Here is a 21949-nt window from a genome sequence, read left to right as displayed (position 1 = left end):
ATGTTTTAGATATGGATAAAGATTATATTAGAGCAGTAGATAACAAAATAGATTTAAAATCCCTGGATCTGCCAGAGCTTACCCAGTGCATCAAAGACCTGGGTGAGCCAGCATTTAGGGCGGGGCAGCTCTATCAGTGGCTGCACGTCAAGCAGGCAGCAGGGTATGAAGATATGACCAATATCCCCAAGGCTCTTAAAGAGAAGCTTAAAGAGGGCTTTTCTTACACCAGCCTTGAGGTGGTAGAGGTTCAGGAGTCTCACATAGATGAGACCAAAAAATTCCTCTTTGCTCTCTCAGATGGAAACGTCATTGAGAGCGTCTTTATGAAGTACAGGTTTGGAGTCAGCGTCTGCATATCATCCCAGGTTGGATGTCGTATGGGCTGTAAGTTCTGCGCATCTACCTTAGACGGCGTTGTGAGAAACCTTCTTCCTTCAGAAATGCTGGATCAGATCTATTCCATTTCAAGGTACACAGGCGAAAAGATCGGAAGAGTTGTAGTCATGGGAAGCGGAGAGCCCCTTGATAACTACGACAATGTCCTTAAGTTCATAAGGCTCCTGACAGATGAGAACGGAATGAACCTTGGACAGAGAAATCTTACAGTCTCAACCTGCGGAATAGTGCCAAACATCTTAAGACTTGCAGATGAGAAGCTGTCCATCAACCTGGCGCTTTCTCTCCATGCAAGCAACGATGCCAAGAGAAAAGAGCTGATGCCAATAGCCAATACTTACAGCATCAGTGAGGTTTTGGATGCCTGCAGGACTTATTTTGACAAGACTGGAAGGCAGCTTACCTTCGAATATTCGCTGGTAGCAGGAGTCAATGATACTGATGAAGATGCCAGACAGTTGTCAGCTCTTTTGTCAGGTCTTAACGCGGTAGTCAATCTCATTCCGGTAAATCCTATCAAGGAGAGAGACTATAGGCCTACAGACCGCTCTGGGGCTCTGGAGTTCAAAAATAAACTTGAAAAAAGCCGAATAAATGTTACTATTAGAAGAGAAATGGGCAGGGATATTGATGGCGCCTGCGGACAGCTAAGAAGGCGTCATTTAGAAGGGAAGTAGTACCACCTGCTTTTTTTCCATGATGAAATTTACTAGTTCCACCGGGAGGCAATTTTGCTTAAGACTTTTTCCATTACGGACATCGGAAAAAAGAGAAAACTGAATCAGGATTATGTCTTTTCCTCCGACAGGAAGATAGGCAATCTCTCCAACGTGTTCATTGTTGCTGATGGCATGGGTGGCCACAACGCTGGCGACTATGCTTCAAGGTTTACAGTAGACACAATGGTTGAAGAGATTGAGCGCAGCTTTGAGCAGAGTCCGGTTAAGATTCTGGAGAATGCCATCAAGATTGCCAACAAAAAGCTTAGAGATAAGGCTGCTGAAAACGAGGAACTATTCGGAATGGGTACCACAGTTGTGGCGTGTACAGTCCTTGGCAGATACCTTCAGGTAGCCAATGTAGGAGATTCAAGACTTTACGTTATCAACGACAAGATCACTCAGATCACAAGGGATCACTCCCTGGTGGAAGAGATGGTCAGAATGGGTGGTATTGACAGAGAGACCGCAAGGACTCATCTGGATAAAAATATCATTACCAGGGCAATCGGTGCCACTGAGACAGTAGACATCGACTTTTTTAATGTGGAATTAAATCGTGGGGACATGGTCCTTCTGTGTTCTGACGGCCTTACTAACATGCTTGAGGATGAAGAGATCCGCATGATAGTAAGCGGCCAGAGGGATATTGTCGAGAAGGCTCAGAAGCTCGTTGTGGCTGCCAACAACAATGGCGGTAAGGACAACATTGCAGTTATTCTGATCGAGCCCTTTGCAGAAGAGACCCCGCGCGATGGAGGAATAGATGGTTAAGATAGGGATGGTGATCGGCGATCGCTATGAGGTGCTTGAGAAGATTGGCACCGGCGGTATGTCCGATGTTTATAAGGCAAAAGATCATAAACTGAACAGACTTGTAGCTGTTAAGGTGCTCAAACAGGAGTTTTCTGAGAATGAGAACTTCGTTTCAAAATTCCGCGTTGAGGCGCAGTCCACAGCGGGACTTCTGCATCCAAACACAGTTAATGTCTATGACGTAGGCGACGAGGATGGCATCAACTACATTGTTATGGAGCTGGTTGATGGTATCACTCTTAAGAAATATATTGAAAAGAAATCCCGCCTCTCCGTAAAAGAGGCTGTCAGCATTGCAATCCAGGTTGCAATGGGCCTTGAAGCTGCTCATAACAACGGCATTATCCACAGGGATATCAAGCCTCAGAACATTATGATCAGCAAGGAAGGCAAGGTTAAGGTTACAGACTTTGGTATCGCCAAGGCTGCAACCAGCAACACCATTACCAGCAACGTAATGGGTTCAGTTCATTACACCTCACCTGAGCAGGCAAGAGGTGGTTACAGTGATGCCAAGAGTGATATCTATTCACTTGGTATTACTCTTTTTGAGATGCTCACAGGAAGAGTTCCTTTTAACGGCGATACAACAGTTGCCATCGCCATTAAGCACATTCAGGAGGACCTTCCAAGCCCGGTTGAATACAACGACGAGATTCCTATTAGCGTCGAGAAGATAGTCCTTAAGTGCTGCCAGAAGAGCCCTGACAGACGTTATCAGAGCGCCGCAGAGCTTATTGCAGACCTCAAGAAATCTCTTATCACTCCTGACAAGGACTTCGTAAACTTGGTTGACCCTGACGAAGAGGGCGCAACAAGAGTTGCTTCCGAAGAGGAGATGAGAGAAGCTGATGATCGCCTTGCAGAATCTGAGACCATGAGACTCAAGACTGATGTAATGGGCGAGTACGACGAGGACGATCGCTACGATGACTACGACGATGGTCGCAGGAAAAAGAGATCTGACTACGACGAGATGGAAGATCTCTATGACTATGACAGGCCAAGGCAGCCAAGACGCCGCCCTGCCCAGTCCAATCAGAATAATAACAAGATCGAGAAGATGACCATAGTAATGGCTATTATCTCAGCAGCTCTTGTTGGCTTTATAGTTATCCTTCTTCTTGGAAGAAGTCTTGGACTCTTTGGCGGATCAGATGAATCTTCAGAGAATGCAAGCTCTGAGCTTTCATCAGTTACAGAGTCAGGTGACAATGCAGATGGCATTCAGATTCCTGATGTATCAGGCAAAACCTATGCAGAGGCTGTATCTATCCTTCAGGATGACAAGGGATTCAAGGTAACAAAAGAAGCTGATTCCAAGAATACAGCAGCCAAGGATACAGTAGTATCCACATCACCTTCAGCAGGTGAGAGAGCTAAGAGCGGAGCGACCATCAAGCTCTATGTCAGCGACGGATCCAATTACGACGCCAAGGCAGCAACTACCGAGGTTTCAACTGCAGTATCAGAGGGGCAGGTTACAGTTCCAAATGTTATTGGCATGACAGAAGAGGATGCAGTTATAGCACTTGTTGAAGCTGGACTTCAGCAGGGAACAATCGTCCAGACATCCAACGAGGATGCAAACCTTACAGGCAAGATCTGTGCCCAGAGCATCGCTTTTGGCACTTCAGTTTCTGAGGGAACCAAGATCAACATGGAACTCTCAACAGGACCAGCAACGGTAACTTACAGCTATGACGCAAGAATTGATGCTCCAACTGAGGGTGAGAACTACAACTACGGAATCCCGGTTAAGGTAACTCTCGTAACATCAGATGGAACAACACTTCTTAGCACAACAACATCAGATTTTCCAGTAGTAGGAAACTACAAGGGTATCACAGCACCTACCGGTACTATTACCTTTGTCTATACAGCAACAACACCAACAACCACCAATCCTGAAACAGGAGAGACAACTGGTGGTCAGCCAGTTGATTACACAGTAACCAGAGCAGTGACATTTACTCAGGAGAATTAACCCTATATGCAGGGAAAGATTATGAAGGGTATCGCCGGGTTTTATTATGTGGAGGTCAAGGGCCAGACAGTCTATGAGTGTAAGGCCAAGGGAATCTTCCGCAAGGACAATATAAAACCAATAGTTGGCGATAACGTTGAGATCGAAATAATAGATGAGGACACCAGGCAGGGCAATCTTGTGAAGATCCTGCCAAGGACCAACGCACTTATAAGACCGCCTGTTGCCAACGTCGACCAGGCGGTTATTTTGTTTGCCATCGTCAAGCCAAATCCCAACTACAACCTTCTTGATAAGTTTCTTATCATGATGAGGCAGTATGGGCTTCCGGTCATCATCTGCTTTAACAAGCAGGACATCGCAACAAAAGAGGAACAGCAGGAGCTCTACGACGCTTACGAGAAGTGCGGCTACAGAGTTCTGTTTATCAGCGTCAAAGAGGAAAGGGGCCTTGATGAGCTCAAAGCTCTTTTAAAGGGCAAGACCTCTACCCTGGCTGGACCAAGTGGCGTTGGTAAGTCATCTCTTTTAAATAAGCTTGTTCCTGATGCTGGGATGCAGACTGGAGAGCTTTCAAGGAAGATCGACAGGGGCAAGAATACCACAAGGCATTCAGAGCTGTTTCTGGTAAAAGAGCTGACGGACGAACAGCAGGAGACCTTTATCATTGACACTCCTGGCTTCACTTCACTGGAGCTAAGAGATGTCACAACGGATTCCCTTATGGGATACTATCCGGAGTTTGAAAAATATGAGCCGGAGTGCAGGTTTGGCGGATGCTCTCATATAGCAGAGCCGGACTGCGGCGTTAAAAAAGCTGTTGAGGCTGGAGAAGTATCGAAGGTTCGATATGACAATTACAAGGTGATATACTCTGAGCTCAAGGGCATGAGACCTGACTACAGCAAAGGCAAAAAGAGATAACAGGAGATTTACAGCATGAAGATATATCTGACCAGACATGGACAGACTGACTATAACAAAAAGAGAATGATGCAGGGCAGAAGCGATATTCCACTTAACGATGTGGGAATAGCCCAGGCCACAGCCAGAAGGCAGCAGCTTGGAGACATTAAGTTCGACGCAGTATATTCAAGTCCCCTTGTAAGGGCTGTAAAGACTGCTTCCATAATAGGCGATGTCAGCGAAGAAGAGGTCATCACTGACGAGAGGATCATCGAGGCGAACTTTGGTAAATATGAGCTTATGAATTACTATGGCACAGGCCTTAAGATGATGGCTTACTGGTCCCTTCCAGAGATCTTCCCGGCTCCAGAAGGGGTTGAGACCATTAAAGAGATGAGGGCCAGGACAGCTTCTTTCATCGAAGAGCTTTTACAGCATGACTACGAAACAGTACTGGTTGCCTGTCACGGCGGTATCATAAGACCTATAAGAGGTTACCTTGAGAGCAAGAAGAGCGGTATCATCTGGCGCCCAAGGCCCAAGAACTGCGAGATATTTGTTTACGAATCCATTGATGGCAAGCACAGACTCATTGAGGATATTCAGTGAGCTGACGTAAGCCTTAAGTTTTTTTACTCTACTTCATGAAGAGCGTAGTAGGTATTCTTGTAATTGATAAGAACCGGGGCAGTGGAAAAAGCTTCATCACCGATGTAGCATCTGTCTGCCTCCTTATCAAAGGTGTATTTCCTGTTATCTTTGTCATGGGAATTGATGTACTCAAGAGCCTGCTCTAAAGTCTCATCTCCCTTGCATAAATGTATATTCATTTTTGCATCTCCTTACTTCTAAATTTCTCTATCATTATCTCACATTTTTTCCATGTAAATCAGTGTAAATTAGCTAATCTTAAGTGTATATTTATGGGAAAACTTTATTCATTGTTATTCTAATCTTAGAAGGTAACTAAGTTGATGCTATAATAGTAGCAGAGCGTTTTATTAAATCTTTCAGGGGGCATTATGGCTGAGAAGGAACTATCAAGAGATTCATCACTTCGCATAGCAATCTGTGATGATGACAAGACAGACAGAGAGAGAGTACAGGGGTTTGTAGACGAGTATTTAAAGGACAGAAGTATTAAGGCTGAGGTTAAGGTCTTTGACCATCCGGACGCCCTTATAGAGGAGTGTGAGCACTTCAGGCCTCACATCTATATCCTCGATATCGTAATGCCAATGGTAACCGGGATCCAGGCTGCAAGGGAACTTCGCTGGAATCAGCCGGATGCCCAGATAATCTTTGCGACTTCCGAGAGCTCTTTTGCCCTGGAGTCATTCGACGTTAATCCCATAAACTATATTGTTAAGCCAATAGATAAAGAGAAGCTCTTTAATACACTGGATATGGCTATCGACAGGGTGGACATCTCCAATGAGAAGAGCATTTCCATCAAGGTCAAGGGCGGAATGCAGACCCTTCGTCTTGATGAGATCCTTTATATCGAGTATCGAAACCACGTGGTGTCATATCACATGGACAACGGCGATGTGATCTCCACACCAACCTTAAGAATTGGCTTTGCGGAGTATCTTGCTGAGAACCATTCGGGAAAAGAGTTTGTGCGCTGCCACGAGTCACTGGCTGTCAGCGTGGCTGCCATAGATAAGCTTACCAAAACCGATATCACCCTTAGGGGCGGAGAGCAGATTCCTGTCACAAAGAGCAGGTACGCTGAGGTTATGGACAGCTACATGGATTACAGATTCTAAGAGCGGAGGATGACAGGATGCATGACTTTCTTTTGGCGATACTTGTCCTTAGTATCCTCGGGCTCTTTACTGAGAGCTTTATTGTATTTCGAAATATGAAGAGCAGGCTTCATGCTTATCTGTTCATGAACTGCTTTGTGATGATAATCAACAATATCGGATATCTGGCGCAGCTGCTTTCAAAGACTAAGGGCGAGTACATGGCTTCCCTTAAGTTCTCATATGCAGGAAGAGTGTGGATTTTGTTTTCGCTGTTCATGTTCACAGTTGAGCTGTGTCACATAAGGATCCCGCAGGTGATTGTAAGGATCTTTGTTCTTATCGACATTGTGACCTATGGAATAATCTTCACAATGCCTAACCACAATCTGTACTACACCAAAACAATATTTAACACTAACGGAATGTTCCCGATTCTTCTTCACCAGAGCGGAATTGTCCATGCATTCTTTATGCAGTACCAGATCATTGCAATTGCTTTTATTCTCTTCTGGATGTTTAAGTCCCTTAGAAAGCACACCAGTGGTACAGCAAAAAAGCGCATCTGGATCATAGTCGCAGGTTATCTTGTTGAGACCGCGCTGTATCTGGTTCAGGTATCTCACATATTCCCGGTTACCTACACCTTCGATGTTTCGGTATTTGGTAACGTGGCTGTAACTGTGGCTATGTTCATAGCGATCTTCAGATACAACCTTCTTGGAATCATAGATCTGGCAAGGGAGTACATCATTGATACTCTGGCAGAGGGCGTTATCGCCGTTGATTCTGAAGGCCAGATCCAGTACTACAATCAGCATGCCAAGGTTCTTTATCCTGACATAGTTAAGGATCCGGAGAGTGTTGTGACTGAGATCCAGGAGGCTATCATCAAAGGCGATACCATAACCTTCCAGGACAGGTATTACACTCCTGAGGAAAAAGAGCTTTTTGACGACGGAGAGAGTTTTGGTAAGCTCTATGCTCTGGTCGACACAACAGTTCTTAAGCAGAGAGAGTACAAGCTTAAGGCAGACGCTGCCATCATTGAGATGGCTGCCAACAACATGAAAGAGCGTCTTCTTACTACAGAGGAGCTGATGAATCAGGACAGGACTATGCGTCATGACAGAAGACACTTTGAGGCGCTTCTGCTTTCTCTTATTCAGGACGGCAAGGTTGAAGAAGCGAGGGAGTGCCTTCAGGAGAGACTTTCCCAGGAACCAAGGTCAGCCAAGAGATACTGCGAAAACGCAACGGTCAACGCGGCTCTCATGCACTATGTAACTATGGCTGAGAGGAAAGGAATCAAGACTTCTGTTGCAACTAACATCCCGTATGAACCGGGTGTTGATGAGATGCAGCTTGCTATAGCAGTTAGTAACCTCTTTGAGAATGCTATCCACGCCTGCGAGGAGGTTCCAGAGTCAGAGCGATTTATTGAGCTTACTGCCAAGTTCAAGGATCAGCTTCTTTTGGAAATTGTTAATTCCTGCATTGGACAGGTTGAGCTGGATGAGGACGGACATCCAATAACCAATGAACAGGGCCATGGAATTGGAACAAAAAGCGTCATAGCTTTCGCTGAAAAAACAGGCAGCGAGATCAGATATATAGCTGAGGATGGAAGGTTCAAAGTTAGAATGATCATAGGATAGAATCAGTGTAAAACAGGCCCAAATAAGTGAAATTATGGGGCCTGTTTTTTTCTTGTGATAGATTATCCTCAGGAGGGAGAAACATGGAAACTAAAGACAGCAATAATAACAATAAAGAAACCGTTTATGACGTGCCAAAGCGAGATGGAAGTGTTTGGCCTGACGATAGATGTCCTGCATATACACCAAGAGAAGGAGCGATCCCAAGCATCAAGGGATGCTGGTACTGCAAGTATGCAGATTTTCATTTGAAGGAAGAAACCGCTCTTGAGGTTGGTATCTGTAAATGGCCTCAGAAGGTTTTTGAATGATGTTTGGAGTGATTTTTGATGACAGAAAAAAAGTCTTTGTTTGGAGATTGGAAATTTTATAAAAGTGCATTAGCTCTGGCAGTTCCCATAATGCTACAGCAACTCATCCAGAGCCTGGTATCACTTATTGATAACTTTATGGTATCGGGACTTGGAGATGTGTCCATGTCAGGAGTTAACGTGGCTGGGCAGGTAATGTTCGTATTTATTGTATTTGCAAATACCACCTGCATGGCAGGAGGTATTTTTTTAACCCAGTATTTTGGCGCGAAGGACAAGGGCGGAATGCAGCAGGCATTCATGTTCAAGCTGATCATGGGACTGATCATTCTGATACCATACTTTATGGTTTGTCTTATATATCCAAGGCAGGTCCTTTCACTTATGGTAATGGGAAACACCCAGGCAGCAGTGATTCTTGATGAAGGTGTTAAGTACATCAGGATCATGTCCATCATAGGACCACCCTTTATCGGATCTGTTTGTATAGCCAGTTCCTTAAGGGATATGGGTAAGGTTAAGACACCACTGGTTGTTACTATAATTGCAACACTTACCAACACAGTGTTTAACTACCTTTTGATATATGGACATCTTGGTCTTCCTGCTCTTGGAGTTGCGGGAGCAGCCTATGCAACAGTAATATCAAGAACTCTTGAGTTTCTGATATTCGCTGGGATCTATTTTAAGACCAGGCCTGAGTTTGCAGTGAAATTTACAAGAGACTTTATGGTGGACCTAAAGCTCTTTTCCCAGATCATGAAGAAGGGCGCCATGATGCTCTTTTGCGAGATGACCTGGGTACTGTCTGAGACCATTACCTCTGCCATCTACAACGGAAGAGGAGGAGCAGATGTAGTATCCGGCATGGCTTCAAGCTTTGCCATTGCAAACCTGTTCTTTGTGGCATTTAGCGGAATCTACTCAGCCACCAGCGTGATCATTGGTAAGACTCTTGGAGAAGGAAACCTTGAGGAGGCCAGACAGAAAAAGAACTGGCTGCTTTCCGGATCTTTTGTATTTGGATGCATGATGACTCTTGTAGGCTTTGCCACAACCCTCATCATTCCAATAGCTTTTGGAAGGCTTTCAGACAACGCCATTGCAATCTCAAGGAGCATGGTAATTTTAATGTCCTTCTTTATGCCGGTCTGGGTTTATATGAACGCTCAGCAGGCAGTTTCAAGGGCAGGTGGAGATACAAAAATGGGAGCTTATGCAGATGCGTCACTTACTATTCTGATCATGCTTCCGATGCTCTTTGTACTTGGAAGGTTCACAGATATAGGACCTGTCCAGATGTATATGACAGTTAAGTTTTTGGATATCGTCAAGATTGTAGTATTCCATATCTGGATGAAAAAAGAGCGCTGGCTCCACAATCTTGCAGATGAGAATGCAAGCTTCGAGACCGCAAAGGCCTCGTGAGACTTATAAAGCAAATTAACAAGGAGGAAAAAGCAATGTCTATTTGCGGAGCAAGAGCTCCTTTTTCACTGAAGTAATTGTTTGAAAAAGGAGCGAAGAAAAATGAAAAACAGAATAATGAAACTTAGAGACTTTTACATACTTTGGAGTACCCAGAGCCTGTCACAGCTTGGAAGCGCCATGACACAGTTTGCGCTGACACTGTGGATTTATGAAAAGACAGGCTCAGCACTTAGTACAGCGTCGCTTTCAATCTGCACCTATGCACCATATGTTATCATGAGCATTTTTGCAGGGGCTCTCACAGATAAGTTCGATAAAAAGAAAACCATGCTTGTCTGCGATCTTATGGCGGCACTTACAACAGTTTTGGTATTTGTCCTCTACAAGACAGACCTTCTTAGCATGTGGCATCTGTATGCCATCAACATGTTCTCAGGTCTTATGAACACGGTTCAGCAGCCGGCTTCTGAAGTAGCAAATACGCTGATCGTACCTAAGGATGAGTACCAGAAGACCAGTGGACTTATGTCTCTTTCACGTTCACTTATCTCAATTGGAAATCCACTTATTGCAGCAGCATTATATGGTATTGCGGGCCTTGATGCTGTTATAGGAGTTGACCTTGTGACATTTGGAATTGCTTTTCTGGCACTTCTTTTGTTCATTAAGCTTCCTGAGATTGAGACTGGTAATGGAAAGAGTGAGAACGTACTGGTACTTGCTAAAGAGGGACTTGTGTTTTTAAAACAGAACCCTCTGGTACTTCACGTGATACTGTTTATGGCAGGTGTTAACCTTACAGCTTCAAGCTTTGATGCAGTACTTCCTGCTCTTGTAATTCCAAGACAGGGAAATAATGTTCTTGGCGTGGTTACAGCATGCTCAGGAATAGCCATGGTTATTGGGAGCTTTCTTCCAACTGTTCTGCCAAAGCCCAAGGACAGGGTAAGAGTAATATACCTTACAATGCTCTTTTCCCTTGGAACAGAGAACTTCCTTCTGGCATTTTCAAGAAATCCGGTTGTGTGGTGCTTCGGACAGTTCCTTGGCTGGGCGCTGGTTCCACTGATGGCAGCTAATCAGAATGTTATCATGCGTAATTCAGTTCCAGTCGAACTTCAGGGAAGAGTATACGCCTGCAGAAATACTCTGCAGTTCTTTACCATTCCAATAGGTCTTTTCCTTGGTGGCTTCTTCGTGGACCATATCTGCGAGCCATTCATGGAAGTAAAGAGTGGTAGTGCATTCTGGACAGGTGTCTTTGGAACAGGCAAGGGATCAGGAGCAGCTCTTATGATGTTTATCCTGGCTATCACAGGTATTGTCATAACCATTACATCAAGCAGATTCATGAGAAGATACAAGTATGTGGAAGATTGAAGATAGAAAAGAATTTAAGTAATCAAGCAGTAATGGATAGCTATGCCATCCGGTGGGGTGACAGTTATCCTGTGGGTTGGCATTTTTCTGCGGCAGAAGGATTTCTGCATGGAGTGCTAGCTGGTTTTGGGCGAAAATCGCGGTTTTTGAAAAAGGGGTACCATTTTGAGTTGCACGAAATGCATAGTCCTTCGCTAAATACGTGGTGGAACATTGGAAAAAATGCTGCGGCATCAATAAAGCGCATAGCATTTATCAATATACTGTTAGAAAAATGGTCCCCCTTTTTGAAAAAGGCCGTTTTTGACCCAAAATCAAAAAACAGAAGCAATTTCTGACATGCTACAAGCTGTCAGGACAGATGACTTTATTCCTTAGCTCACTGTAAATGACAGAGGGCAGATCAGTTTGAAGAAAATATGAAGAAGACAATGGAAATGATGTCCCAAAACTCAATAATATAGTATGATATTATTATCTGAAAAACTGTTAATATTTCTTTTCCCTATTGAACATCAGAATGTCATTTGAGAAGGAGATAAAATGGGTGACGGTAATAATAACCTTATAGGTGATAACAAGTTTGAAGGTAAGGCCATAGTTACTTTTCCGGCCGAGTCCATGATCGTTCAGGAAGGTGAAGTGTGCCTTGATATGTACAAGATCATTCAGGGCAGGGCTGAGATGTATGTTGGTTATGGTACTCCTAATGAAGTGCTTATTGGAATTATCGGACCAGGAGCCTGCTTTAGCGAGCTTGGTCTTTTGATGCAGGCACCGGCGATCTATACAGTCATAGCTTACACCGATGTTTATGCCATCAGAGTTACAGAAGGTCGAATTGGTGACTTCATTCAGGAGAATCATTCAAGTATCCTTCAGATTATGAAGAACATGGCCAAGAACATGGTGATCATGCAGCACCAGATCCTGGCACTTAGTGAAGAGCTGGCGACCTATACCAAGAAGGAAGAAGATGACACCATCAATCAGCTCAAAAAAGATCTTCTCAAGGAATACTACCTCTCTGGCGGCGGAATGAGAGGAAAGATGTACTTCATGGGAAACAATAAGAAATAGTTAAATAAGTGTAAAGCAGCCCCAAATCAGTGCATGATGAGGGGCTGTATTTTTTTGCTGATAAGATGGTCATAGTAAAAAAAGATTGGCTTGTCATATACAGAAACAGGAGGAGAAAACTATGACAGATTATATAGCATTTTGCGGACTTGACTGCGAGAAGTGCGAGGCAAGGATCGCAACAGTAAATGATGACAACGAGCTTAGACAGAAGGTTGCAAAGGAGTGGAGTAAGCTCAATGGGGTTGAGATCACTCCAGAGATGATCAACTGCGTTGGTTGCAGGCTTACAGGAGTTAAGACTCCATACTGCCAGTCAATGTGCCCGGTAAGACAGTGCGCTCTTGGCAGAAAAGTTGAGACCTGTGGCGACTGCGCAGAAATGACAGCATGCGAAAAGGTCGCAATGATCATAGGCAACAATGAGGAGGCTCGAAAGAGACTTGAAAGGGCTTAAAGGCAAGTACCTTTAAGATGGTGAAAAGATATGATCACTACATTAGCTATTATCGGAATTATTGGAGGACTTTTGTGTGCCACGGCAGATCTTTTGCTGGACCTCAAGGGACCAAAGAATAAGAAGCTTGGAAAGATGAAGATTTTAGACAGCGAATGGATGAACATGGCCCACTGGAGATTTGTGTGGTCTGACATCCTGGCAATGTTCGCTGTTCCAATGTATTCATGCGGATTTATCGCTCTTATGATGGTTCTGGGCAAGCAGAATCAGACTCTGGCAACAACCCTTACTATAGTGTTTTTATGTGGGGCCATGGGAGGATTTATGATCCACACCTTCCTGTGCCAGCAGCCTACCATCTATAGAAAGATAGTGGCAAAGGGCGACGAGGAACTTGCGGAGGATGTGATCCAGTCTACCTTCAGACAGATCTATGTTCCATTCTTTACGTTGTATGTCATGCTGGTGATCATCCCGGCTCTGGTGGTGATAGTGCTCCTAATTACAGGAGTGTTGCAGGCTCCTTACTGGTGTGTACTTCTTAATCCTCTGGCATTTCAGCTCATTGGATTTATGTTCAGAGCAACCAAGCTCGATATCTTTATCGACGCTCCAAGCTGCTGCGCAGCAAGCCTGGGACTGGCTGCTTACGGGGTACTTGCATTAATCTGTCTTTGAGGTTATAATGATTACCGACAAGGTGTCGGTTGATACCAAAAAGCCTGAAAACAACAGATAATATGAGAATAGTTAAGACTGCAGAAGAGAGAAAAAACGAAATACTGGATGTGGCTGAGGAGCTCTTTGCTGAGAAAGGCTATGACAATGCAAGTACCAATGACATCATTGCCAGGATCGGAATAGCAAGGGGAACGCTTTATCATCACTTTGGCTCCAAGGAAGAGATCCTGGATGCCATAATAGATAGGATGACAAGACAGGCGATCGCTGGAGCAAAGGCTATTGTTAACGACAAGGATATGCCTGTTCTTGAAAAGGTTGCCAAGGCACTACTTGCCATCAATATACAAAATGGTGCCAAGGATGCTGTACTTGAACAGATGCACAAGCCGCAGAACGCCCTGCTTCACCAGAAGATGCAGGAAAAGCTCATAAGCGGAGTGGTACCTCTTTTTGCACAGCTCATAGAAGAGGGCAACAAGCAGGGGCTGTTTGATGCCAGGTACCCACAGGAAGCATCTGAGATGATAATGATCTACTCTAATGTAGCCTTTGACGAACTGGAAAACTTAACCCCCAAGCAGATGAAGGCCAAAGGTAAGGCGTTTATTCATCACACTGAGAGGATTCTTGGAGCAAAAGAAGGGAGCCTTGTTAAAGTACTTGGCCCATTCTTTGGATAATACTGTTAACTGGGACCTGCCAGGAAATGGCGGTCCCATATATTAGAAATTTGTACCGACAATCTGTCGGTTAAAAGGAGAAAACAATGGAACAAAAAAGAAATTTCGGAAAATTCCTGCTGCTGTGGGCTGGAGAGCTTATTTCTTCAGTGGGCGGAGGCCTCACAAGCTTTGGCCTTGGGGTATATATCTTTAAACAGACAGGGAGCGCGGCCAGCATGGCGATCGTCACACTTCTTGGCTTTCTGCCAACCCTGCTTTTGTCAGTTCCAGCAGGAGCACTGGCAGATCGCTATGACAGAAGGCTTCTTATGATGATAGGAGATGGCTGCTCAGCTCTTGGCGTGATCTACATTCTGCTGTGTATGATAAGAGGAAATGCGACCATCACTGAGATCTGTATAGGTGTATTTATAAGTGCATGTTTTTCAGCTCTTCTTGAACCATCATTCAGAGCAACCATAACAGATCTTCTGACCAAAGAGGAGTTTTCAAAGGCAAGCGGACTGGTATCTCTTGCGGGATCAGCAAGATATCTCTTTTCCCCGGTCATCGCAGGATTCCTGTTATCAGTAAGCGATGTAAAGCTTCTGCTGATCATTGATATCTGTACTTTTGTTTTGACAGTTGTAAGCGCTGCGGTTGTAAGACGCGGCATTGGAAGCAGGGAGATAGAAAAGAAGGAGCCCCTTCTTGAGAGTATCAAGGGAGGATGGCAGATCTTAAGCGACAGAAGAGGAGTTCTTACTCTGGTCTTTGTATCTTCAGTGATAACTCTTTTCATGGGAATGTTTCAGATCCTTGCGGAGCCACTCATCCTGTCTTTCTCAGATGCCAGGACCCTTGGAATTGCAGAGACTGTCTGTGCAAGTGGAATGCTGGTAAGCGGAGTGTTCCTTGGAATGAGAGGAATAAAGAGTGGCTATGTTAAGACACTTGGTGCGGCTCTTATCTTTTCAGGCTTTGCCATGTTTGGGTTTGGAATTATGGAGAACATCTTTGTAATATGCCTCTTTGGATTTTTGTTTTTCGCATCACTTCCCTTTGCAAACAACTGCCTTGATTATCTGGTCAGGACCAACGTCCCGGATGATGCTCAGGGAAGAGTCTGGGGGCTTATCGGGTTTATCTCCCAGATAGGATATGTGGTATCTTACGGAGTTTCAGGAGCAGCTGCAGATTTTCTTGGAAAGGTGAGCGGCCGCGGCGTTGGAAGAGGCTCTGCAATGGTAGTCATGTTTGCAGGGATGTGCCTTTGTATCTCATCCATCTCAGTTCTGCTATCAAAGAATATCAGGGCGCTTGAAGGCAGTAGCAAAGAGCAGGAACAGGCTGTTTAAGAAAGGAGTTTCCTATGTACCAGAGACTAATAATAAATGATCTAAAAAAGAATAAACTGACCTCAATAGGGACCTTGCTCTTTATGACGGTGAATGCAGCTCTTTTGGGCCTTGTGGCGCTTCTGTTCGTAAATCTTTCAGGCTCCATAGACACGCTGATGAATGTCGCGCAGACCCCTGACTTTCTGCAGATGCACGCAGGAGACATCCATGAAGAGCAGATAATGGATTTTGCCAGGGGCAGAGATGATGTAGAAAAAGTACAGATCTGCCGGTTTCTCAATCTTCCAAACAGTCAGCTTCAGATAGGGGATAAGTCCATGGACGGCAACATGCAGGACAACGGTCTTTGCGTCCAGAGTCCTGAGTTTGACTATTTGGTGGATATGGACAACCACCCGATCTATCCATCACAGGGCGATATCTATATTCCTGTTTGTTATAGAAAAGAGTACGATGCCCAGGTTGGAGACAGTGTCTACATCGGATCCGAGAAGCTCACTATCGCAGGGTTTCTCAGGGACTCCCAGATGAATTCCATGATGGCGTCCTCAAAGAGGTTTCTGGTTAACAGTAGCGACTACGACAGGCTCTTTTGTCTGGGAAGCGAAGAGTATCTGATTGAGTTCAAGCTCTCGGATGGCAGCGACTATAGCGCCTTTACAACAGCCTACGAGGATGCTGGTCTTCCCGGAAATGGCCCGACCATCACCTATCCGCTTATCAGGATGATGAACGCCCTCTCCGATGGAATGATGATCCTGGTGATACTCCTTATTGCAGTGGCCATGCTATTTATCTCCATGTTCTGCATCAGGTGCCTTCTATTTACCCAGCTTGAAAAGGACAGGAGCGAGATCGGAATGATAAAGGCAATAGGCCTGTCAAGAAAGAGCATCAGAGGACTGTATCTGTCCAAATACCTGATGCTGTCTGCGGTGGGAACGGTCCTTGGATTCATCGTAGCGCTTATCCTTGCAAAGCCCCTGTCAGCCCAGATGAGGCAGCTTTACGGAGATACAGGAAACCTTGCGATGACATACGTTCTGATGATCCTTGGGGAGGTACTTGTGGAGAGCATCATACTCTTTTCCATAAGCCGTACCTTAAGGAAGATCGACAAGGCCTCCACGGTAGAGGTTCTAAACGGCCAGGGAAGCTTTGGGAAAAAGAAAAATCTCTGGATCCCAACATGCATCATCACCGCGGTTTCAGTGTTCATGATCCTGCTTCCGCTTAACATCTCAAATACCCTTAAGGCTCCGGAATTTGTGACTTACATGGGAATTGGCGACAGCGATGTTCGCATCGACATAAGGCAGATGGATGACATAGCTGAAGTTTCAGAGTCCCTGGGAAAAGAGCTGACAGCGGACGATAGCGTTTCGGACTTCGTGCTGATGCGAACAGGTAATTATAAGACAAAGCTTCCGGATGGAAAGAGCGTTAACCTGCTTATCGAGAACGGAGACCACAAAAGATTTCCGGTCAGATACAGCAAAGGCTCATATCCAAAGGCAGATAATGAGATAGCTCTTTCTCTCCTTAATGCGCAGGAGCTTCGGCTAAGTGTCGGCGACAAGGTAGAAGTGTTCCTACAGTCAGAAGATGGAACAGAAACCAGCAGGACCTGCACAGTATGCGGAATCTATTCAGACATCACAAACGGAGGTAAGACCGCCAAGGGCTGCTTTGACAGCAAAAGTGACAACACTCCCGTGATCTGGAGCATCATTTATCTCTCGCTAAAAGAGCCAAATAAGATCCACGAATGGACTGCGCAGTATCAGACAAAATACGCTTATTCCGGCGAAGGAATAAAAGTAACTTCCATAAGTGAATACCTTGATGGAACCTATGGACAGACCATAAGAGGCATCAGAAGCGCATCGGCAGTAACAACAATCCTTGCCTGCATGGTTCTCTTTGTGGTGGTGCTGCTCCTTCTAAGACTTCTGATATTCAGGGAGAGAAGTGACAGCTCACTTAAAAAAGCTCTTGGCTTCACATCAAGGGACGTGCAAAAGGAGTATATGAGGAAGGTCATCGCGGCGACAGTAATTGGCATTGCCCTTGGAGTATTTGCTGGCGTAGTGCCAGGCCAGAGCATAGCAGGGCTTTTCCTTGGAGCCATGGGAGCCCAGGGCTTTAAGTTTATCATCAGCCCCTTTACAGTATTTGCATTCGCGCCGGCATTGGCGCTCCTTACAGTTATCGCAGCGGCATTTACGGGACTATACGAAATACACAGCATCGCAGCTTACGAGTGTCTTCAGTCAGGAACAGGAAGGTGATCATTATGAGTGAACTTTTAAAGGTAAACAATATAAGAAAAGGACAGATCTTAAACGGCATCAGTTTTGAGCTTAAGAAGGGCGAGATGACAGCTATCATGGGACCTTCGGGCTCAGGCAAGTCAACGCTTCTATACAACGTATCGGGCATGGACACTGCAGATGGCGGAGAAGTTTTTCTTCAGGGAAAAGAGATCCGGGGCCTTAGCGAAGATGAGAAAGCCAGCATACGCCTAAAGAACATGGGCTTTGTGTTCCAGCAGATGAACTGCCTTTCAAATCTAAACCTCATTGATAACATAGTTTTTCCTGCAGTTCATGCTGACAGGAAGAATAGAGAAGAGTACTATGCCCGGGCAAAAGAGCTGATGGCAAAATTCCATATAGAAGACCTGGCGGAAAGACGGGTTAATGAAGTGTCTGGAGGCCAGCTTCAAAGGGCATGCATCTGCCGAAGCATGATAATGAAGCCGGAGATTCTTTTTGCTGATGAGCCTACTGGCGCCCTGAACCAGTCTGCTTCCGGGGAAGTGATGGATGCCTTCCTTAAGATCAACAGTGAGGGAACATCTATCCTCATGGTGACCCATGACAGCAGAGTTGCAAGTAAGTGCGAGAGAGTGCTCTATATCCTGGATGGCGAGATAAGGGGCGAGCTAAACCTTGGAAAATACGATGCTTCCATGGAAAGAGACCGGGAACAGCAGACAGCAAGGTGGCTTGAGAGTCTTGGTTGGTAGAACATTTAAAGTTGAACGTTGGTCAGAACTGTTATATAATCTTCCCTTGGTGGGTTTTCCACCGGAGGAGGAAAAAAGATGGCAAAATTTGAAAAGGTCTTCAACATGGACAAAGAGAAAAATGTTGAAGCCGTAAACAAGGCACTTGATAACGGTCGTGGTAAAGAGTACCTGAATTCTTTTTTGACAGAGTCTCAGGGCGCTGGTGTAATGAACCTGGCAAAAGCTAATATCATGATCACAGCAAACTATGTTTGTCACTACGGTGATTTCAAGAGAACACTTGTGATCCTTCCACTTAAGGACATCACAAATGTTTACCAGTCAAATTGTTTCTATGGATCCTATGACTACAACTTCAAGGCTGTTGCAGTAGAGACAGCACAGAACGAGACATTCTATTTCTCAAAGTGCTCAAAGGCACAGAATGTTGCTGACTTCAATGCTACACTTGGCACATTAAAAGAGCGCTGCCGTGCAAACGACGGAAGCCTTATCGCATAATAGGAGGACATAGAAATGCTGATCATATACGGAACAAAAAAGAAACTTAAGGTAGATAAGAGCCTTGGCGCGGGGGTATGCCCTAACTGCCACCACAATGTAGAGCGTGCTCTTGCAAGAGAGAAGTTCGCAGTAACACTTTTCTACATCCCAGTTCTTGGATGGACATCTAAGAAACTTATCGTATGTCCATGCTGTGGAGATTCAGAAATTCTCACAGGTTCACAGTATAAAGAGCTCAAGAATGCCTAAAAATGGCTGACGGTCAGTCACAAACACCGTCAATTGTGCATAAATAGTGATTTTTTAAGGAGTCTGACCTGCTTTGGTCAGACTCTTTTTGTATTTTATACAATTGTTTGGATAATAAGGAAAATTGCTTAAAATAAATCAAAAAATGTTAAAAAACATCAAAATTTAATGAAAATATGATAAAACGTATGATAGTTGATGTTTTATAATTTGCTTGCTTGAGTGTTTTATGTATTGTTTTTTCTTATGAGAAAGGGGTAAACAAAATGGTAAAGGAGAGGAAACTTAGACGCTGGTTAGTATCTGTGCTATCTGGCGCCATTGTAGCGACGTCGGTTTTGGGATCAAGCTTTGTATCTTATGCTATTGAAGACTACGGCCTTGATGAACCAGCAGCAGATGCACCCGCTGATAATGGTGGTGGGGAGCAGGATGCGCCAACTCAGGATGCGCCACAGCAGGAACCTGAAGTAAAAGAGGTCATTACCGAATCAGGTAATGGAAAGGTTACTACGGACAATCCTGATGGAAGTAAGACAGTAAGCTACGACAAGCAGGTATCTGGAATGCTCACAGAAGAGAGTACTGCTAAAGTAGTTGATGAAAAGACTGCCGAGCAGGAGCAGATTAAGGCTGACATCGAAGGACAGGGAGGAAGTTATAGTTATACCATAGAGACAGGTGAGACTGTCGTTCTGATTCCGCAGGAACCAATTCCCGCAGAATCAGAAGAAGATGCTAATCAGATAGCTGAGAAGCTGAAAGAAGAAAATGAGAAGGCAAAGAACGTTAAAGTAAAAGAGGAAACAGTCGAGACACCAAAGACTGAGAATAAGGACTTTGCCAGCGAGGAAGAAGCTGAGGCTTATGTTGTTGAACTAAATAAGAAGGACAACATCAAGGATGCAAAAGTCGTTTCTACTACAGAGGCAGGTGATGTTAGTGCTACTCAGGTAGATAAGCGAGGTAAGAGGCTTGTTGACGGAGAGTGGGTTGACGATGAGTTTTCATTTGACGGATATCATATTGTGGCAGAAAATGTAGAGAAATCTCCATGGGGAAGTACTGGAAAGTATAAGATTGTTATCACCGGCGGCGTTGAAGAAATAAAAATTGATTTTGACTGGATCAGAGAGCAGAAAACCATGCAACCAGGAGATGAGATTGTTGGATCGTTCGTTATAGTCAATGAATCAGGTGATGACTATGAAATTGTGGATTATATGCAGTCTCTTGATAGTATAGCCAGGTGGACCAGCAAAGAAGACTATAAGAATCATAAAGATGAGTATGGTGAGTTTTTGTATGATTTTATAGATGAGGATGGCGACGAATGTGTTGCATATAAGCCGAATGTTGTAACAGTAGTTAATGGCAGTAATGTATTATTTGACGATGATCCTTTTTTTGATACGGAAAAGGCAGGAGCGCAGTTGAAATGGTACGCTATCTCATATTTTATGCCTGTATATGATGAAGACCGTAATATAATTGATTTTCATCATAATCCGACATTGTATAATACTTTGCTAAGTGAACGTGAAGATTGGTGTGAATTGAATCATGGCTTGATAAACGAAGAAGAGATAATTAAGCTGTATGATGCTGTCATTGAAAAAGATCCGGAAAAGAGTTATGACACAGTATTTGAACTCTGGTCCGAATTTTTTAAGCAGTATGGATGGGATGTCACATTCTCTATGAATAAGGAAACTGAGAATGGAACAACGAAGATATCCGAGAAGGATGGATCAAACTTCTTTACTAATGATAATATGGATTTCTCGGCAGATGGAGGGCAGATCAAATTCACAGTTAAGTTTGGACTTGATGGACCACTAGTAGATAATTTTTACGAGGATTCAATTATTCAAGCAGTCTCACAGTTAACAATCCGTGCACTTAAGAAGATCAATGCGGAAATCAGCTATACAGAGATTGAAAAGATGTACAGTGTAACTTATGACGAAGAGACTGATGCTTATGTTGTAACAATAAACGGCGATGGCTACATTCCTGGTGACGGCGGTGGCGGAGATGATCCTGGAACAGATCCTGGAACTCCAACTGTAACACCTACACCTGGCGATGCCCCTGCAGTACTTGGTGCTCAGAGAGAGCTTCCAGCTGAGGCTCCTGCAGTTCTCGGCGCAAGAAGAGCAGGCACAAGCGATGAGACTAATATGGTTCTCAGACTTATCGTTATTGCAGCATCAGCAAGCGTTTTAGTACTTGCAAGAAAGAAATCAGAAAACAGATAAACAATATCAGTAACCCGTAAACATTACTTCTCGTAAATCCAAATCCGTGTAAAAAGACCCCAATTAAGTGTATTGGGGTCTTTTTCTATTGGAATAAGTTATTATCGTCATAGGATCAATTATTTGATCACAAACGAACCAACAAAAATCTAAAGGAAAGCGAGGTTATCTTGATGAGTGCAAACAGAAAAGAGATTGTAACTGAATATAGTATGATGACCTCGGTCTGCGATTAAAATTTTAGTCTATACATATACTATATCGTAATCATCAGCCGTGGCTTATTAGTCGCGGCT

The 21949-nt window shown here is 44.3% G+C and carries 22 protein-coding genes; 21 read left to right on the top strand and 1 reads right to left on the bottom strand.

Translation table 11 applies throughout. The features are described from left to right. The first annotated feature begins 11 nt into the window (after positions 1-11). Genes rlmN through D6855_RS05060 form a run of 5 tightly spaced genes read left to right on the top strand, consistent with a single transcriptional unit; the run spans position 12 to position 5436 of the window. A complete protein-coding gene (gene rlmN / locus D6855_RS05080) occupies positions 12-1076 on the top strand; it encodes a 23S rRNA (adenine(2503)-C(2))-methyltransferase RlmN (RefSeq protein WP_120738705.1) in 1065 nt (354 codons plus the stop codon). A 54-nt stretch (positions 1077-1130) separates the two neighbouring features. Then, the gene (locus D6855_RS05075) at positions 1131-1892 is read left to right on the top strand and encodes a Stp1/IreP family PP2C-type Ser/Thr phosphatase (RefSeq protein ID WP_120738703.1); all 762 of its coding nucleotides are present in this window, start codon (positions 1131-1133) and stop codon (positions 1890-1892) included. Beyond that, entirely contained in the window at positions 1885-3921 is a 2037-nt protein-coding gene (gene pknB / locus D6855_RS05070; protein WP_120738701.1) for a Stk1 family PASTA domain-containing Ser/Thr kinase, read from the top strand. Before D6855_RS05075 ends, pknB begins: the two co-directional genes overlap by 8 nt. Positions 3922-3927: 6 nt before the next feature. Continuing rightward, positions 3928-4845: a ribosome small subunit-dependent GTPase A gene (gene rsgA, locus D6855_RS05065; RefSeq protein WP_120738699.1), complete on the top strand. Its 918-nt coding sequence runs from the start codon at positions 3928-3930 to the stop codon at positions 4843-4845. Between the two features lie 15 nt (positions 4846-4860). Beyond that, positions 4861-5436: a histidine phosphatase family protein gene (locus tag D6855_RS05060; RefSeq protein WP_120738697.1), complete on the top strand. Its 576-nt coding sequence runs from the start codon at positions 4861-4863 to the stop codon at positions 5434-5436. Positions 5437-5459: 23 nt separating this feature from the next. On the opposite strand, the gene D6855_RS05055 is transcribed toward D6855_RS05060, so the two are convergent. Further along, the gene (locus D6855_RS05055) at positions 5460-5657 is read right to left on the bottom strand and encodes a hypothetical protein (protein ID WP_120738695.1); all 198 of its coding nucleotides are present in this window, start codon (positions 5655-5657) and stop codon (positions 5460-5462) included. 192 nt (positions 5658-5849) lie between these two features. On the opposite strand from D6855_RS05055, the gene D6855_RS05050 reads away from it, so the two are divergent. From D6855_RS05050 to D6855_RS04975, 16 genes are all read left to right on the top strand, one after another. After that, a complete protein-coding gene (locus D6855_RS05050; RefSeq protein ID WP_120738693.1) occupies positions 5850-6599 on the top strand; it encodes a LytR/AlgR family response regulator transcription factor in 750 nt (249 codons plus the stop codon). 17 nt (positions 6600-6616) lie between these two features. Further along, positions 6617-8236 (top strand): histidine kinase N-terminal 7TM domain-containing protein, encoded by a 1620-nt coding sequence (locus tag D6855_RS05045; RefSeq protein ID WP_120738691.1) that lies wholly within the window; start codon positions 6617-6619, stop codon positions 8234-8236. A gap of 83 nt (positions 8237-8319) precedes the next feature. Continuing rightward, the gene (locus D6855_RS05040) at positions 8320-8547 is read left to right on the top strand and encodes a hypothetical protein (protein WP_120738689.1); all 228 of its coding nucleotides are present in this window, start codon (positions 8320-8322) and stop codon (positions 8545-8547) included. 18 nt (positions 8548-8565) lie between these two features. Next, positions 8566-9975 carry an MATE family efflux transporter gene (locus tag D6855_RS05035; protein WP_120738687.1) on the top strand — a complete coding sequence of 470 codons (1410 nt, stop codon included), beginning with the start codon at positions 8566-8568 and terminating at the stop codon, positions 9973-9975. A 102-nt stretch (positions 9976-10077) separates the two neighbouring features. After that, positions 10078-11358: an MFS transporter gene (locus tag D6855_RS05030; protein ID WP_120738685.1), complete on the top strand. Its 1281-nt coding sequence runs from the start codon at positions 10078-10080 to the stop codon at positions 11356-11358. Further along, entirely contained in the window at positions 11355-11696 is a 342-nt protein-coding gene (locus D6855_RS05025) for a hypothetical protein (RefSeq protein WP_120738683.1), read from the top strand. Before D6855_RS05030 ends, D6855_RS05025 begins: the two co-directional genes overlap by 4 nt. Before the next feature lie 205 nt (positions 11697-11901). Continuing rightward, positions 11902-12438, top strand: a complete 537-nt coding sequence (locus tag D6855_RS05020) for a Crp/Fnr family transcriptional regulator (RefSeq protein WP_120738681.1) — start codon at positions 11902-11904, stop codon at positions 12436-12438. Between the two features lie 121 nt (positions 12439-12559). Continuing rightward, positions 12560-12895, top strand: a complete 336-nt coding sequence (locus D6855_RS05015; RefSeq protein WP_120738679.1) for a DUF3795 domain-containing protein — start codon at positions 12560-12562, stop codon at positions 12893-12895. Positions 12896-12925: 30 nt separating this feature from the next. Beyond that, complete coding sequence (locus D6855_RS05010) at positions 12926-13576, top strand: DUF6796 family protein (protein WP_120738677.1); 651 nt, start codon at positions 12926-12928, stop codon at positions 13574-13576. A gap of 62 nt (positions 13577-13638) precedes the next feature. Then, a complete protein-coding gene (locus D6855_RS05005; protein WP_120738675.1) occupies positions 13639-14262 on the top strand; it encodes a TetR/AcrR family transcriptional regulator in 624 nt (207 codons plus the stop codon). An 86-nt stretch (positions 14263-14348) separates the two neighbouring features. After that, entirely contained in the window at positions 14349-15602 is a 1254-nt protein-coding gene (locus D6855_RS05000; RefSeq protein ID WP_120738674.1) for an MFS transporter, read from the top strand. 14 nt (positions 15603-15616) lie between these two features. Beyond that, on the top strand, positions 15617-17896 hold the full coding sequence (locus D6855_RS04995) for an ABC transporter permease (RefSeq protein WP_120738672.1): 2280 nt from the start codon (positions 15617-15619) through the stop codon (positions 17894-17896). A 5-nt stretch (positions 17897-17901) separates the two neighbouring features. After that, positions 17902-18636, top strand: coding sequence for an ABC transporter ATP-binding protein (locus D6855_RS04990; RefSeq protein WP_120738670.1), 735 nt, complete (start codon positions 17902-17904; stop codon positions 18634-18636). Positions 18637-18714: 78 nt separating this feature from the next. Further along, positions 18715-19140 (top strand): hypothetical protein, encoded by a 426-nt coding sequence (locus D6855_RS04985; RefSeq protein WP_120738668.1) that lies wholly within the window; start codon positions 18715-18717, stop codon positions 19138-19140. A 15-nt stretch (positions 19141-19155) separates the two neighbouring features. Beyond that, on the top strand, positions 19156-19392 hold the full coding sequence (locus D6855_RS04980) for a zinc-ribbon domain-containing protein (RefSeq protein ID WP_120738666.1): 237 nt from the start codon (positions 19156-19158) through the stop codon (positions 19390-19392). Positions 19393-19658: 266 nt separating this feature from the next. Continuing rightward, the gene (locus D6855_RS04975; protein ID WP_120738664.1) at positions 19659-21653 is read left to right on the top strand and encodes a hypothetical protein; all 1995 of its coding nucleotides are present in this window, start codon (positions 19659-19661) and stop codon (positions 21651-21653) included. Positions 21654-21949: the final 296 nt, after the last annotated feature.

It is taken from the genome of Butyrivibrio sp. CB08, assembly GCF_003625485.1.
Lineage (GTDB): Bacteria > Bacillota > Clostridia > Lachnospirales > Lachnospiraceae > Butyrivibrio.
This window is presented reverse-complemented; position numbering and strand designations above follow the sequence as displayed.

Coding starts and splice junctions, on each gene's coding strand:
- rlmN (WP_120738705.1), top strand. CDS start 12: ATGGATAAAGATTATATTAGAGCAGTAGATAACAAAATAGATTTAAAA.
- pknB (WP_120738701.1), top strand. CDS start 1,885: ATGGTTAAGATAGGGATGGTGATCGGCGATCGCTATGAGGTGCTTGAG.
- rsgA (WP_120738699.1), top strand. CDS start 3,928: ATGCAGGGAAAGATTATGAAGGGTATCGCCGGGTTTTATTATGTGGAG.
- D6855_RS05060 (WP_120738697.1), top strand. CDS start 4,861: ATGAAGATATATCTGACCAGACATGGACAGACTGACTATAACAAAAAG.
- D6855_RS05055 (WP_120738695.1), bottom strand. CDS start 5,657: ATGAATATACATTTATGCAAGGGAGATGAGACTTTAGAGCAGGCTCTT.
- D6855_RS05050 (WP_120738693.1), top strand. CDS start 5,850: ATGGCTGAGAAGGAACTATCAAGAGATTCATCACTTCGCATAGCAATC.
- D6855_RS05045 (WP_120738691.1), top strand. CDS start 6,617: ATGCATGACTTTCTTTTGGCGATACTTGTCCTTAGTATCCTCGGGCTC.
- D6855_RS05040 (WP_120738689.1), top strand. CDS start 8,320: ATGGAAACTAAAGACAGCAATAATAACAATAAAGAAACCGTTTATGAC.
- D6855_RS05035 (WP_120738687.1), top strand. CDS start 8,566: ATGACAGAAAAAAAGTCTTTGTTTGGAGATTGGAAATTTTATAAAAGT.
- D6855_RS05030 (WP_120738685.1), top strand. CDS start 10,078: ATGAAAAACAGAATAATGAAACTTAGAGACTTTTACATACTTTGGAGT.
- D6855_RS05020 (WP_120738681.1), top strand. CDS start 11,902: ATGGGTGACGGTAATAATAACCTTATAGGTGATAACAAGTTTGAAGGT.
- D6855_RS05015 (WP_120738679.1), top strand. CDS start 12,560: ATGACAGATTATATAGCATTTTGCGGACTTGACTGCGAGAAGTGCGAG.
- D6855_RS05010 (WP_120738677.1), top strand. CDS start 12,926: ATGATCACTACATTAGCTATTATCGGAATTATTGGAGGACTTTTGTGT.
- D6855_RS05005 (WP_120738675.1), top strand. CDS start 13,639: ATGAGAATAGTTAAGACTGCAGAAGAGAGAAAAAACGAAATACTGGAT.
- D6855_RS05000 (WP_120738674.1), top strand. CDS start 14,349: ATGGAACAAAAAAGAAATTTCGGAAAATTCCTGCTGCTGTGGGCTGGA.
- D6855_RS04995 (WP_120738672.1), top strand. CDS start 15,617: ATGTACCAGAGACTAATAATAAATGATCTAAAAAAGAATAAACTGACC.
- D6855_RS04990 (WP_120738670.1), top strand. CDS start 17,902: ATGAGTGAACTTTTAAAGGTAAACAATATAAGAAAAGGACAGATCTTA.
- D6855_RS04985 (WP_120738668.1), top strand. CDS start 18,715: ATGGCAAAATTTGAAAAGGTCTTCAACATGGACAAAGAGAAAAATGTT.
- D6855_RS04980 (WP_120738666.1), top strand. CDS start 19,156: ATGCTGATCATATACGGAACAAAAAAGAAACTTAAGGTAGATAAGAGC.
- D6855_RS04975 (WP_120738664.1), top strand. CDS start 19,659: ATGGTAAAGGAGAGGAAACTTAGACGCTGGTTAGTATCTGTGCTATCT.